Genomic DNA, 14036 nt, shown 5'->3' with positions numbered 1-14036 from the left:
ATCAATCAACTGAAGACAATTCTCAAAAAAGAGCTAGAAGAGACTATATAGTAAAAATATTATCAAGAGGATTGCTAGCCGTATATTTAGTAATACTAATCTGGTTAGTATTATTTAAATTACAATACGATATTTTGTCAGTATTTAATTATAACCATAGAAGTCTTAACTTGAATCCATTTGCTGCTCCTTTAAAGCTGAATGGAAGTATTAATTTCGGAGAGATGATAAACAATTTTATAATCTTTATTCCATTTGGCATGCTCATGAATGTCAATTACAAAAGAGTTGGATTTTTACCTAAGTTTACTATGATTCTGGGTTTTAGCCTTACTGCCGAATTAATTCAATTTATCTTCGCTATTGGAGCGACAGACATAATTGATGTAATTACAAATACTGTTGGAGGCATTCTGGGATTGATATTATATAGTTTATGCAATAAGTATATTAGTAGTAAAAAATTAGACAAGGTTATAATTGCTTTTGGTACACTTTTGCTTGTGTTTTTGCTCTATTACCGTATCTTTATACTGAGACTAATTTATTAATTAATAAATACCTTAAGGTTTTCATAAGGAATTCATTATGATATAAATTATGTATGCAGTACAATAATAAATGAGTGTTTATCCAGGAAGAAGGGATAGAACTTATGAGCATCAATATTTTAATTGTCGACGATGAAAAGTCCATAGCGGATCTGATCGAAGTTTATTTGGGAAATGAAGGGTTTAGAATATACAAGTTTTATAACGGTCAAGAGGCGTTACGGTGTGTTGAGTCGGAACAGTTAGAGCTCGCAATACTTGATGTTATGCTGCCGGATATTGATGGCTTTACTATCTGCCGGAAAATTAGAGAAAAGCATAACTTTCCGGTTATCATGCTGACAGCTAAAGAAGAAGAAATCGATAAGATTACTGGGTTGACATTAGGTGCAGACGACTATATCACTAAACCCTTTCGCCCTTTGGAACTCGTTGCCCGTGTAAAAGCACAACTCCGGAGATTTACCAAATATAATTCTGCGGTGCGAAACCAGGAAGAGCACTTGATTGCCTTTTCCGGCTTGGTAATGGACATGAAGACCCATGAATGTACACTAAATGAAAAAAAGCTATCTCTCACGCCTACAGAATTTTCTATTCTTTGGGTTCTTTGTTCCAATCGCGGTCGAGTGGTCAGTTCGGAAGAATTGTACCATGAGGTATGGGGAGACAAGTATTTTACCAATAGCAATAATACGGTAATGGTTCATATCAGGCATTTAAGGGAAAAGATGCATGACAGCGCGGAACATCCCAAATATATCAAAACCGTATGGGGGATTGGCTATAAAATTGAAAAGTAAGAGAGATCAAAGAAGGAATGATTATACAAAATTAAAAAGGAAAGTATTTTTTCAAATGCTTCTGATTACAGTTGCCGCTGCTGTGACTGTTTATCTATTGCGCTATATCCTGCGTGGACAGATCGGAAATCGTATCGTTCGATTTTTAGTCAACACCTTTAATTTTGACAATTCGGAGGCACAGACAATCTATCTGTTGGTGATTCGCAACAATATGGGCATGATCCTTTTTGTTGTAATCCTAATATTTTTAGTTATATTTTTTCGGTTTTTTATTTCTTGGCTCACAAAATATTTTGATGAAATCAGCGTTGGAATGGATAGACTTGCTGAGGAATCCAATGATGAAATTACATTATCATCGGAATTGGATTTCATGGAAAACAAGCTTAATCAGCTAAAATACAACTTAGAAAAACAAAAGAAAGCTGCTCTTGATGCCGAACAGCGCAAAAATGATTTAGTAGTTTATTTGGCTCACGATATAAAGACACCTCTTACCTCCGTTATAGGATACTTAAGTCTTCTGGATGAAGCTCCTGATATGCCTCCTGAACAGAAGGCAAAATATGTCTGTATTACCTTGGAAAAAGCTTATCGATTAGAGCAGCTTATTAATGAGTTTTTCGAGATCACAAGATTTAATCTTCAAGCTATTGTTTTAAATAAAGAAAAAATCAATTTATTGTTCATGCTTCAGCAGATGACCGATGAATTCTATCCAATGCTCACGCCACAGGATAAGCAGGTGTCCATCAATGTGCCTGAGGGCCTCACTCTGTGGGGAGATGCAGACAAACTGGCTCGTGTGTTCAATAACATTCTGAAAAATGCGATAGCCTATAGCTATGAAAACAACGTCATTGACATTTCTACTAAACAACAGGACAAAAATATGGTTATAACATTTACTAACCAGGGAAATCCAATTCCGCGGGAAAAGCTTAAAACTATTTTTGAAAAGTTTTACCGATTAGATTCTGCACGTTCCACAAACACCGGTGGAGCAGGACTGGGTTTGGCCATCGCACAAGAAATTGTTAAGGCTCACGAGGGTACAATCTTAGTGGAAAGTAGTCTGGAAAATACTACATTTACGGTAAAGCTTCCGTTATAAGAAAATCTTAAGAAGTTCATAAGATGGAATTCTAACATAGCTCCTTGTTCTGTGGTTGAATAATATCAGCACAGAATAAGGAGCTGTTTTATTATGGTACGAAAAGTAACGAATAAAAAGCCAGGAATAAGCCTATTTGTAAAAATTCTGATGATGGGTGTTATTACTGCTTTTGTTTATCATTCCATTATTACTCTAGGAGACCAACATACGTATGAGAATGAATATGACAATAGAACAACATCGGTTCCTCCGGCTAAGATAGAATCCGCTCCCTCTGTTCCTATATCTCCCGATAAGCTGAACAGTCCTAATGCGATTCTGATTCGGTTAAAAGATCATACCATCATGATGCGAAAAAACAGCGAAGAAAAAATCTATCCTGCTTCTTTGACTAAGATCATGACAGCTATTGTTGCGATAGAAAATTTACCTGATCTGAAGGACGAAATCAAACTTACCAATTCTACGTTTCGGGGACTTTACGAAGCAGATGCCTCAATGGCCGGTTTCCAACCAGGTGAGGGGGTCAGGGCAATCGATTTGTTATACGGAGTAATGCTGCCGAGCGGAGCGGAGTGCTGTAACGGACTCGCTGATCAGATTGCGGGATCAGAGCAGAATTTTGTAAAATTAATGAATCAAAAGGCGGCAAGTCTGGGTATGAAAAATACCCATTTTGAAAATTCGACTGGACTTCATAATGCAAACCACTACACAACAGTCAAAGAACTGGCTATTCTTTTAAGCTATGCTTTGCAAAATAATACTTTCCGAGAGATTTTTACTTCATCCCGTCATTCCACACAACCTACTAATAAGCACCCTGGGGGGATAACCTTTTACAGTACCATGTTCGAAGACCTCAACAATCAAAATATTACTGGAGGGGAAATCTTAGGAGGGAAAACTGGATATACCGATGAGGCCGGTCTATGTCTCGCGAGCCTAGCCAGAGTGGGTAAGCAAGAATATATTCTGATTTCAGCCGGTGCAAAAGGAGATCACCATTCGGAACAGTATAATATTACCGATGCATTAGCTGTATACAACGGTATTGGAAAACAATAAGCTTTTTGTTTTTGGAAAAGAGGGATTGCCGCTTATGTAAAGGCCATTGCCATGAAAATAATCAAGAGTTACAGTTTGTTTCTTAAGAACGAAAGAAGCAGAAAATCGTTGAGAGAACGATGACAATTTCACACTTAAAACAAAGGCTCCCTAAGGGGCACTTTGTCAATACTCTTTAAATACCTATGATAAATCTATGCGTATCGATCTAGATATCTCAAATTGTATTAAATCAGTTTTGCAATAGATGTCGGGGCGACCAAATTTTCCTTCTTTGTCCAATCTAAAAACTACGACAGTTTTTTGTTCGGGGTAGATAATCCAATATTGATTTACCCCCGCTTTTTCATAGAGATAAAACTTATCCTTAATATCTTTACGTAAAGATGATGGGGATATGCGACCTGGAAATTTGGACATGGGGGTTTATACGATTCATAGATTAAAAATTGCCTGTTTTGAGGTGGCCAAGTTTATTTATCCGTTATCGTGCAAAGGATAGTTTTGCCACAGGCATCAGGGATTTTATTTACCGCTGATCCCCTTACTTCTAACCGAAAGATGCAATCAATCGATGCTAGTTTTGGACTGGGAGAAGCACTGGTCTCCGGCTTGGTCTCTGCCGATTGTTATAAAGTCAGGGAAGAGGAAATTGTTGCTAAGTTGATAGCAACTAAAAAACTGCCTATCTATGGACTTAAAGAAGGCGGAACAGAGACTCAGGAGATCGATCCTGCTTGGCAAAAGACTCAAACCCTTACCGACCTGCAAATTTTCAGCTGGCTCGCCTGGGAAGACAGATCGAAGCTTATTTCGGTTGCCCCCAGGACATCGAATGGTGTTTGGAAGATAATACATTTTTTATTGTCCAGAGTAGGCCGATTACTACTTTATACCCCGTCCCTGCGGCAGAGAGCCATGAAAATCACGTCTATGTATCTGTCAGTCATCAACAAATGATGACTGACCCTTTGAAACCATTGGGAATGTACATATTCCAGTTAACATCGTTTGGACCCAAGTTTGCAGCCGGTGGCAGGATGTTTGTTGATGTTACACCTCTGCTGGCTTCCCCTGACAGCAGAAAAACCTTATTGAAGACCATGGGAGAACACGATCCCCTTATGAAAGACGCACTTATGACCATTGTAGAGCGAGGAGATTTTATAAAACCCTTAGCAAGTGATCAGACAGAAGTTCCCGGCAAAAGTAAGAAAGGGATATCGTCTGCGGGGTCTCCAGCCAATGCATTGAATTTTTAAAGATTTCAAGTCACGGCGAAAAGAGCTTTCGCTCAGATGGTAAGGATATTATTTCCAATTATACATTAAAACAAAAACGAATGTTTGGTACCATGTGTTATGCTTAAATCATAGAAGGGAGGATTAATAAGATTGGATGGCCAAGTAAGAAGTAATATTCATTCTGGAATCACAGTAAATATTGTTTTAAAAGAAGACCAAAGAACAGGAAAAAGGACGCGTGGTATTGTTAAAGATATCCTAACAAACTCCCAGAAACATCCGAGAGGAATTAAAGTAAGACTTGAGGATGGGCAAATTGGAAGAGTTCAAGAAATTATAAAGACAGTTTAAAATCATTAGGGCATCTGCTGAATGAAGGCAGATGCTTTTTAACTTTCAATATTCAATACATGTACCTTATGATAAATTTCCTTTTATATTGCAATGCATAATTGAGAAACCGTATCACATAATTCAGTGGGGATGGGCATTTCCTGTAATGCGAAGCTCAGTTATGCCTTTGTCTCTGATTTCCGGGTTACCTTTTCATTAAACTTAGCTGCATTAATGATGAATCTCTCATGAGTACCTTCAGAAATTTGGTTTACCCCATCATGGGCTTCTACATGAAACAGTAATTTTTTACCCTCGATCTTTTCTAAACGTAGTTTAACTGTAACAGTAAAACCTGGCGGTGTAGCGGCAATGTGGCTTAATTTAACATCGGTGCCAACGGTTTGTTCGTTAGGCCAATCCAAATGAGGATTGATAGCTTTAATACATGCCCATTCAAATAAGCCCACCATAAATCCCGTTCCAAACACTTTAGGCATTGCTTGGAATTCTTCCGATTCTGGGTAAAGATAAGGAACAGTTTTGTCTTCTGGAACAGTAAACTTAAACTCATAATACAAACCAGATTGTAAAGTGCTTTTCATTTGATGCCCTCCTTAATAAAGTAAATATATCGAAGTATTCTTTGACTAAGCAAATCAATAAATTTTTCTAGGTGGTCAAGAGCCCCCTAATAGCGTTGAACATTCTATATTTTCTGTCTACTTCCTGCAATGTGAAATAAATAATTAATTAAGAATATTATGAATTAAAAACGCAAAACGAAACAACACCGTTCATTAGAGAAACCTTCCTGGGCTTTAGAGACTGGGAAGGTTTTTTATTGTCCACCTTTGATTATAACTAATTTAACACGGAATTCGACCCTAGCTCATCGGAGGACAGTTCCGTTATGTAGCAGAATGCTTTCTAACAAGTATTTTGCTAGCAAAGTAATCTATTAAAAAAATAGGCTTCATCAGCCATTCTTTTATAATTTTCGTTTAAATTCGCTCTAAAAATTTCTTTAATTGATTTTGTTCTTCTGAACTAAATTGTTTTAATACTTCTTTATTTACTTCTTCAATAATTTTACCTATTGGATCACGCAATTTGAATCCCTCTTCAGTAAAATCAACATTGATAGTTCGCCGATCTCCTTTACAAGTATTCCTCATAATCAATGCTTTGTTTTCTAATCTATCCAGGATTCCAGTGATAGTTGAGCTATCTAAACCCAAAACATTCCCAATTTGCTTGGGAGTTTGACTGCCCTTATCCCAAAGACATTGTAACACTCCATATTGCACAGGCGTTACGTTAAACGGTTCAAGTTCTGACTTTAAACATTTAAAAACTTTTTGTTGTGCATGAGTTAGTAAGAAATTGATACATTCAGTCATTTCCATAATTACAGCACCTCTATTTATTAATTATATTACCACTATATTTCAAACTTATTTATCTTGTCAATTAAGTCTACAAAGCATCAGAGTGAAGTATGATTTTCTAGACGAGCATAGTGTAGTTAACAGGTTAATTGCTAATGCGACTTGGAATTTTTTGATAGGAACCTTAAGTATAAAATACTATATTTATACATATTTATTTGTTGACAAAATACTTGCTAGCAAGTAATATTCAATTATCAAAAGCTTTTGAATATTTAACTAAATCAAAAATTTAAGGAGGTGGTATGGAATTTAGTATGCGCTATGGAAAGGTCAAGTGAACCTATATTTAAGTAGAGGACAGTCATCATGGTCAACAGTACAGATCCCGCCGGAATAATGCTCGCGGAGAAGTAGGAGAACGGAATCTGATACGTTCGTGAGAAATTAGTATAGGTTTCAAAGCGACACCCAAAAATTTAATAGAATAGTCCCCTTGCCAATCAAATTATGAGGACGTTTTGTATTTATTTCACGTGAATTTTCCAGTTTAGCTCGATAAAAAAACATCCTCCCACTAAAAGTGGGAGGACTGCAATAAAAAGTTGGTTCAAGGAAATCCTTGTCCCGACTGCCTCAGCGAATGCCGAAGGGCTGTTTGAAATTTAGGAGGAGGCAATAAAATGAATTTTAGTTTAACAGAAGAGCAAGAGATGATTCAGAAAGTGGCCAGGGATTTTGCACAAAAGGAACTTTTACCTATCGTACTTGAGAGCGACGAAACTAGTACATTTCCTGTAGATCTTTATAAGAAGATGGGTGAGATGGGTTTATTGGGCTTACCGTTCCCATCAGAATATGGTGGTTCCGACGGAGATTATTTATCCTACATCTTAGCCGTAGAAGAAATTTCCAAGGTGCATAGTGCCGTTGGTATCTCATATTCTGTAAATACCTCTCTCTGTGCAGGAGGAATATATCAAAACGCTTCAGAGGAACAAAAGAAAAAATATCTTCCAGATGTATGTTCCGGAAAGAAATTTGGCTCTTTCGGATTAACTGAGCCAAATGCGGGCTCAGATGCAGCCGGTGTAAGAACTAGAGCTGTAAAAGATGGAGATCACTATATATTAAATGGTTCCAAATGCTTCATCACAAATGGCCCTCTATCAGAGACCTTCTTAGTATTTGCTTCAACGGATTTAAGTCAAGGAACAAAAGGATTATCAGCGTTTATTCTTGAAAAAGGTTTCCCGGGATTTTCAATAGGCACTATTGAAAACAAATGTGGGATAAGAGCAACTAAAGTTTCAGAACTGCTTTTTGAAGACTGTATTGTCCCAGCTGAAAACTTAGTAAAACAAGAGGGAAAAGGTTTTGGGATAGCAATGAAAACTCTTGATGGTGGGAGATTCGGAGTCGCCGCACAAGGACTTGGTCTTGCAGAAGGAGCATATGATTGTGCGGTAAAATATCTGAAAGAAAGAATACAGTTTGGCAAGCCTTTATTTAAGAATCAGTATTTAGCATTTAAAATGGCTGAATTAGCGATTGAAATTGAACAAGCTAAGTATCTATTGTATAAAGGAGTTCTTGATAAACAAGAAGGAAGACCTTATTCAGTTTCAGCAGCTAAGGCAAAAATGGCTTGTACAGATGCAGCCATGCATGTAACTGTAGAATGCGTTCAGATGCTTGGTGGAAATGGCTTCATGAAGGATTATCATGTTGAAAGAATGATGAGAGATGCTAAGATAACTCAGATCTATGAAGGAACAAATCAAATAATGAGAATGATTATTGCTGGAGAAATTTTTAAAGATTAGATCCCCAATATAATAGATTTGCGTTTATGGCAGAGGGCGGAATTAATACACTTAGATATTTTCGTATTAAAAAACCACGGTTTTATCGTGATTGCTCTTTTAATCACTTTCCATTTTGAGTTATGAGATTTCCATAAATTCGAGGTTGAATGAGAAAGAAATATAAAGACCAACCGACGGTTTATGGAGTGATATCGTTATGTAGAAAGGAGAAATATGAAAGAGTGTATTGCTTGTCATTCAGGACAAATAAAACAGGTGGATATCAAAACAAGAGATGATGTATTTACCTTAATTGAGAATAGTGAAGTGGTTGTTAATCCACAAAGTCAAAACATCATAAAATTTGTTTGCTTAAATTGTGGATTTATAAACCTTTATGCAGAGGACTATTTTTAAGAAAACATTCCCACCAAATAGTTTGCAACATGAATCTAAGGCAGCAAGTAGAATTAAGAGGAACCATATTATCATATAGTGTTCATGTTTGCTTCAAAACAGAAAATTGATCCTGCTGAGTACTTATCAAGATAGATTAGTCGTATACTCAAGTCAAAAACATTTTGAATATTGCAATTAATTAGAAATATCATTATAAGTGATTTTTTGGTACTCAGATCCTTCCGGCCGGCCAGATGTCTTTAGTCTTGACTTGATGAAGTCTAAATAACAAAGCAAAGCCGGAAGTTCTGAGTTAGCTTTTATTGAAGAGCAATTTTATACCCTTTTTATTTGTACTGTTTAAATGCCCCGCAATTTGCGGGGCAGGTTATATCACTGAGGATAACATTGGAGGAGGACAAATATGAAGAAGGTTATTATTCTTACAGCAGAAGAGGCTGTTGATTTAGTTAAAGATGGGGAAACTCTTTGTACCAGTGGATTTGTTGGAAATAGTCTTCCGGAATCACTTTTTAAGGCAATAGAAAAGAAATTTTTAGAGACTGGCTATCCTCAAAATATAACTTTGTTTTATCCAGCATCACAAGGGAGCAGGAACGGCACTGGCGGTGATCATTTTGCTCACGAAGGTTTGGTTAAAAGAGTAATAGCAGGTCATTTAAATACTGCTCCAAAGTTAGGCGAACTGTGTCTAGCTAATAAATGTGAAGGTTATAATTTACCACAAGGTGCTTTGGAATATGTTATTAGAGATGCTGCGGGTCATAGGCCTGGTACAATTACACATGTTGGATTAGGTACTTTTGTTGATCCAAGAAATGGCGGAGGTAAAATAAACGCTAGGACGACAGAAGATTTAGTCGAAGTTATAAAAATCGGCAATGAAGAAAAGCTTTTCTACAAAGCTTTTCCTATAGATATCGCCTTCCTTAGAGGTACTTATGCGGATGAGTATGGTAATGTAACCCTAGAAAAAGAAGTAGCTACTATTGAGGTTACATCTATAGCACAGGCAGTTATAAATAATGGTGGAAAAGTAATTGTTCAAGTGGAAAAGGTTGTAAAAGGTGGTACTTTAGACCCCAGACTGGTACAAATACCAGGCATTTATGTTCATGCTGTTGTAGAAGTAGTTGATATGAAAGATCATGAACAAAGTGTTGGACATGAATATAATCCAGCCCTTTGTGGGGCAGTAAGAGCACCTGAAGGTAATGTGGAAATGACCCCATTGAGTATTAAAAAAGTTATTGGCAGAAGAGCAGCTATGGAATTGGTGAAAGATACAGTTGTTAACTTAGGTGTAGGAACACCAGAGTATGTTGCCCAAGTTGCAAGTGAAGAAGGAATAGCAAGTTATATGACATTAACTGTTGAATCAGGAGCAATAGGAGGTAGTCCTCAAGGTGGAGCTAGATTTGGTGCTACTTTAAATCCTGACGCTATTATTGACCAAAATAGTCAGTTTGATTTTTATGACGGCGGCGGTCTGGACATGGCATTTTTAGGCTTAGCTGAATGTGATGAACAGGGTAACATTAATGTCAGCAGATTTGGTCCCAAAATACCGGGATGTGGTGGTTTCATCAATATCACCCAAAATGCTAAAAAAGTATTCTTCTGCGGTACATTTACAGCAAGAGGCTTAAAACAAAAAATTGAAGATGGCAAGTTAATAATAGAACAAGAAGGAACTCAAAGGAAATTTATTAAACAAGTTGAACAGGTAACATTTAGTGGAAAATATGCAAATAAAACTAAACAACCTGTTTTATATATAACAGAAAGAGCTGTATTTGAATTAAAAGAAGAGGGACTTAACTTAATTGAAGTTGCTCCCGGAATTGATATTCAAACACAAATTATAGATTTAATGGATTTTGTCCCTACCGTTGACAAAAATATTAAAATTATGGATTCAAGACTTTTTAGTGAAGAACTAATGAACTTGAAGAAATAATCAAAAAGGGGATTAATCTATGTTTACAATGGGGATTGATATTGGGTCCTCATCCTCAAAGGTTGTAATACTTGAAGATGGAGCTAATATTATCGCTGGAGAAGTTATTCAGATTGGAACAGGTTCGTCAGGACCTAAACGTGTACTGGATGAAGCTCTTTCCAAAGCAGGTCTTAAATTGGAAGACATGGCTAAAATTATTGCAACAGGCTACGGAAGATCTTCTGTGGAAGAAGCACACAAACAAATTAGCGAAATCAGTTGTCAGGCTAAGGGAGTTTTCTTTTTAGTTCCTTCAGCAAAATTAATCATTGATATCGGCGGTCAAGATGTTAAGGCAATTAGACTTGACAGTAAAGGCGGCGTTAAGCAGTTTTTTATGAATGATAAATGTGCCGCCGGAACCGGACGTTTTCTAGATGTTATGTCACGAGTACTTGAAGTTAATCTTGATGATATGGCAGAATACGATGCTCGTGCAACAGAACCTGCCACAGTCAGCAGCACTTGCACAGTTTTTGCAGAATCTGAGGTAATATCTCAGCTTTCCAACGGAGTTGCTAAAGAGAATATTATTGCAGGGGTTCACCAGTCAGTTGCTAGCAAAGCCTGTGGACTTGCCTATAGATGTGGGGTGGAAGAGGACATTGTTATGTGCGGAGGTGTTGCTAAGGACTTAGGGGTTGTCCGGGCAATAAGCAAAGAACTAAAAAAACCTGTCATTGTAGCTCCTAATCCACAAATTACAGCTGCCCTTGGAGCTGCTATCTTTGCCTTCGAAGAAGTTAGGGGAGCTAATAAATAAAGGAAAGAGGTATGAGAGATGACTGATACAACAGCTATGAGCGCCAAAGAATTGTTAGGTTTCTATCAGGAAGAATTGTATGAAGAAGCGAGACAGGCAAAAAAAGAAGGAAAACTTGTTTGTTGGTCTGCATCCGTTGCTCCTTCGGAGTTTTGTGTAGCTATGGATGTAGCGATGATATATCCTGAAACCCATGCTGCGGGTATTGGGGCCAGAAAAGGTGCCTTAGATGTGCTTGAAGTTGCGGATGAAAAAGGCTATAACGTAGATACTTGCTCCTATGCAAGAGTAAATCTGGGTTATATGGAACTTTTAAAACAAGAGGCTTTAACAGGAATAACACCGGAAAAGCTTGAAAAATCCCCAGCGGCCAGAATACCCCTTCCCGATTTTGTCATAACCTGTAACAACATTTGTAACACCTTGCTTAAGTGGTATGAGAATCTTGCCGTTGAATTAAATATTCCTTGCATCATCATTGATGTTCCCTTTAATCATACAATGCCCATTCCACAGTATGCCAAGGATTATATTGCGGAACAGTTTAAGGAAGCTATTACTCAGCTTGAGGAAATTTGCGGCAAGAAATTCGACTATGACAAATTTTTAAAAGTACAGGAACAAACCCAACGATCTGTTGCCCAATGGAATAGAATCGCTGCTTTGTCATCACATAAACCATCCCCTTTAAATGGTTTTGATCTTTTCAACTATATGGCCCTGATTGTTTGTGCAAGGAGTAAAGACTACGCAGAAATTACCTTTAAAAAGTTTGCCGATGAACTTGAAGAAAATCTTAATAAGGGGATCTTCGCCTTTAAAGGAAATGAACAAAAGCGGGTAACTTGGGAAGGCATAGCTGTTTGGCCGCACCTGGGACATACATTTAAAGGCTTAAAGAATCTTGGCAATATAATGACAGGTTCAGCCTATCCGGGTCTGTGGAATGTTAGTTATACACCAGGTGATATGAGTTCAATGGCGGAAGCTTATACTAGAATTTATATCAATACTTGTCTCGATAACAAAGTTAAGGTTCTTAGTGACGTAATTAGCGGCGGAAAGTGTGACGGTGTTATTTATCATCAGAACAGAAGCTGTAAGCTCATGAGTTTTCTGAATGTAGAAACTGCTGATATCCTCCAAAAAGAAAATGGTTTACCCTATGTAAGCTTTGATGGAGACCAAACTGATCCTCGTAACTTTTCTCCTGCCCAGTTTGACACACGTATCCAGGCCTTAGATGAAATGATGAAGCAGAATAAGGAGGGAGTTTCCAATGAGTAGAATTGAAACTATTATCAGTGAATTATCTTCAATTTCAAATAATCCCCGCAAGGCTATGGAAGATTATAAGAAAGAAACCGGCAAAGGGTCGGTAGGGGTTATGCCTTATTATGCTCCTGAAGAAATAATTCATGCTGCAGGTTTTCTTCCCGTAGGTATTTGGGGAGGACAAAAGAGTATTTCAAAAGCCCGTGCCTATTTACCTCCATTTGCTTGTTCAATTATGCAGTCCGTTATGGAAATGCAGCTTGAAGGGGTATATGACGATTTAGAAGCTGTACTTTTCCCCGTTCCTTGTGACACTTTAAAATGTCTTAGCCAAAAATGGAAAGGAACATCACCTGTCATCGTATTTACTCATCCTCAAAACAGAAAACTGGAAGCAGCAAATAAGTTTCTTGCTGAGGAATATAGGCTTGTTCGTGAAAAGCTGGAAACAATATTGAATGTAAAGATTACTGATGAAGCACTCAACCAAAGTATTGAAACTTATAACGAAAATCGTAAAGTAATGCGTGAATTTACGGACCTAGCTGCTAATTATCCTCAGATTATTGATCCCAAAAAACGTCATGCGATTATAAAAGCAAGATTTTTTATGGAAAAATCTAAACATACAGCTATGGTAAAAGAATTGAATTCAGAGCTTAAATCGTTACCTGTTGAAGCCTTTACAGGTAAAAAGGTTGTTTTAACAGGAATTATGGCTGAACCCAATGAAGTATTAGACATTTTAAAAGATAACGGTTTTGCGGTTGTGGCAGACGACCTGGCCCAGGAATCCAGACTGTTCAGAAATGATGTTCCGTCAGGTACAGACCCACTATATCGATTGGCTAAATGGTGGCAAGAATTCGATGGCTGTTCTCTTGCTACAGATGCGAAAAAATCAAGAGGTCCCATGATGATGGATATGGTTAAAGGGTCTAAGGCCGATGCAGTTGTGGTTTGCATGATGAAGTTCTGTGACCCTGAAGAATTTGACTATCCAATCTACTATAGACAGTTTGAAGAAGCTGGAATTAAGAGCTTATTTATAGAAATTGACCTGGAAACAACATCCTTTGAACAGACTAAAACACGAGTTCAAAGTTTTAGTGAAATGCTTTGATTTCTAAGTTAATAGAACCTTTAAGTTATCTCTCTTGTTGCTTATTTGTAGCATGACTTGGTGGGAAGAGGTAGTATAGTATTTGCGCCCCTTCCCACTTTGTTTGTTCAGCAGAGAATTATAGTTACTTTATTG

14 protein-coding genes and 1 pseudogene are annotated in these 14036 nt (G+C 37.4%); 12 read left to right on the top strand and 3 right to left on the bottom strand.

Annotated elements, in window-relative coordinates:
• The first annotated feature begins 47 nt into the window (after positions 1–47).
• The 4 genes from vanZ-A to BLS16_RS05685 all read left to right on the top strand — a co-directional run bounded on the left by vanZ-A (position 48) and on the right by BLS16_RS05685 (position 3542).
• Positions 48–551 (top strand): glycopeptide resistance protein VanZ-A, encoded by a 504-nt coding sequence (gene vanZ-A / locus BLS16_RS05700; RefSeq protein WP_092331064.1) that lies wholly within the window; start codon positions 48–50, stop codon positions 549–551.
• Between the two features lie 104 nt (positions 552–655).
• On the top strand, positions 656–1354 hold the full coding sequence (gene vanR, locus BLS16_RS05695; protein ID WP_092331001.1) for a VanR-ABDEGLN family response regulator transcription factor: 699 nt from the start codon (positions 656–658) through the stop codon (positions 1352–1354).
• Positions 1332–2471: a vancomycin resistance histidine kinase VanS gene (gene vanS, locus BLS16_RS05690; RefSeq protein WP_427846367.1), complete on the top strand. Its 1140-nt coding sequence runs from the start codon at positions 1332–1334 to the stop codon at positions 2469–2471. Before vanR ends, vanS begins: the two co-directional genes overlap by 23 nt.
• Before the next feature lie 93 nt (positions 2472–2564).
• Positions 2565–3542 (top strand): D-alanyl-D-alanine carboxypeptidase family protein, encoded by a 978-nt coding sequence (locus BLS16_RS05685; protein WP_092330996.1) that lies wholly within the window; start codon positions 2565–2567, stop codon positions 3540–3542.
• Between the two features lie 183 nt (positions 3543–3725).
• Here BLS16_RS05685 and BLS16_RS05680 read toward each other — a convergent pair whose 3' ends face one another.
• Positions 3726–3962: a Uma2 family endonuclease gene (locus BLS16_RS05680; protein WP_242876212.1), complete on the bottom strand. Its 237-nt coding sequence runs from the start codon at positions 3960–3962 to the stop codon at positions 3726–3728.
• Positions 3963–4010: 48 nt separating this feature from the next.
• On the opposite strand from BLS16_RS05680, the pseudogene BLS16_RS05675 reads away from it, so the two are divergent.
• Both BLS16_RS05675 and BLS16_RS05670 read left to right on the top strand, forming a co-directional pair.
• Positions 4011–4780: pseudogene (locus BLS16_RS05675) on the top strand (PEP/pyruvate-binding domain-containing protein); the annotation flags it as partial.
• A 156-nt stretch (positions 4781–4936) separates the two neighbouring features.
• Entirely contained in the window at positions 4937–5137 is a 201-nt protein-coding gene (locus tag BLS16_RS05670) for a YwbE family protein (RefSeq protein ID WP_092330994.1), read from the top strand.
• Between the two features lie 161 nt (positions 5138–5298).
• Here the strand turns inward: BLS16_RS05670 and BLS16_RS05665 are convergent, their stop codons facing one another.
• Together BLS16_RS05665 and BLS16_RS05660 are read right to left on the bottom strand one after the other, a co-directional pair.
• The gene (locus tag BLS16_RS05665; protein WP_092330991.1) at positions 5299–5724 is read right to left on the bottom strand and encodes a thioesterase family protein; all 426 of its coding nucleotides are present in this window, start codon (positions 5722–5724) and stop codon (positions 5299–5301) included.
• Positions 5725–6123: 399 nt separating this feature from the next.
• Positions 6124–6528, bottom strand: coding sequence for a MarR family winged helix-turn-helix transcriptional regulator (locus tag BLS16_RS05660; protein WP_092330990.1), 405 nt, complete (start codon positions 6526–6528; stop codon positions 6124–6126).
• Positions 6529–7193: 665 nt separating this feature from the next.
• Between BLS16_RS05660 and BLS16_RS05655 the strand changes: the two genes are divergently transcribed.
• The 6 genes from BLS16_RS05655 (at position 7194) to BLS16_RS05630 (ending at position 13901) form a co-directional block, all read left to right on the top strand.
• Positions 7194–8336: an acyl-CoA dehydrogenase family protein gene (locus BLS16_RS05655; RefSeq protein WP_092330987.1), complete on the top strand. Its 1143-nt coding sequence runs from the start codon at positions 7194–7196 to the stop codon at positions 8334–8336.
• A 216-nt stretch (positions 8337–8552) separates the two neighbouring features.
• The gene (locus BLS16_RS05650) at positions 8553–8735 is read left to right on the top strand and encodes a hypothetical protein (RefSeq protein WP_092330985.1); all 183 of its coding nucleotides are present in this window, start codon (positions 8553–8555) and stop codon (positions 8733–8735) included.
• A 406-nt stretch (positions 8736–9141) separates the two neighbouring features.
• The gene (locus BLS16_RS05645; protein ID WP_092330982.1) at positions 9142–10698 is read left to right on the top strand and encodes an acyl CoA:acetate/3-ketoacid CoA transferase; all 1557 of its coding nucleotides are present in this window, start codon (positions 9142–9144) and stop codon (positions 10696–10698) included.
• Positions 10699–10717: 19 nt separating this feature from the next.
• Positions 10718–11503 carry an acyl-CoA dehydratase activase gene (locus BLS16_RS05640; protein ID WP_092330980.1) on the top strand — a complete coding sequence of 262 codons (786 nt, stop codon included), beginning with the start codon at positions 10718–10720 and terminating at the stop codon, positions 11501–11503.
• A gap of 18 nt (positions 11504–11521) precedes the next feature.
• Positions 11522–12790 carry a 2-hydroxyacyl-CoA dehydratase subunit D gene (locus BLS16_RS05635; RefSeq protein ID WP_092330977.1) on the top strand — a complete coding sequence of 423 codons (1269 nt, stop codon included), beginning with the start codon at positions 11522–11524 and terminating at the stop codon, positions 12788–12790.
• A complete protein-coding gene (locus BLS16_RS05630) occupies positions 12783–13901 on the top strand; it encodes a 2-hydroxyacyl-CoA dehydratase subunit D (RefSeq protein ID WP_092330975.1) in 1119 nt (372 codons plus the stop codon). Before BLS16_RS05635 ends, BLS16_RS05630 begins: the two co-directional genes overlap by 8 nt.
• Positions 13902–14036 lie beyond the last annotated feature (135 nt).

The organism is Desulfosporosinus hippei DSM 8344 (assembly GCF_900100785.1).
GTDB lineage: Bacteria > Bacillota > Desulfitobacteriia > Desulfitobacteriales > Desulfitobacteriaceae > Desulfosporosinus > Desulfosporosinus hippei.
The sequence above is the reverse complement of the archived record's forward strand: the minus strand, read 5'-3'. Positions and strand labels throughout refer to the sequence as shown.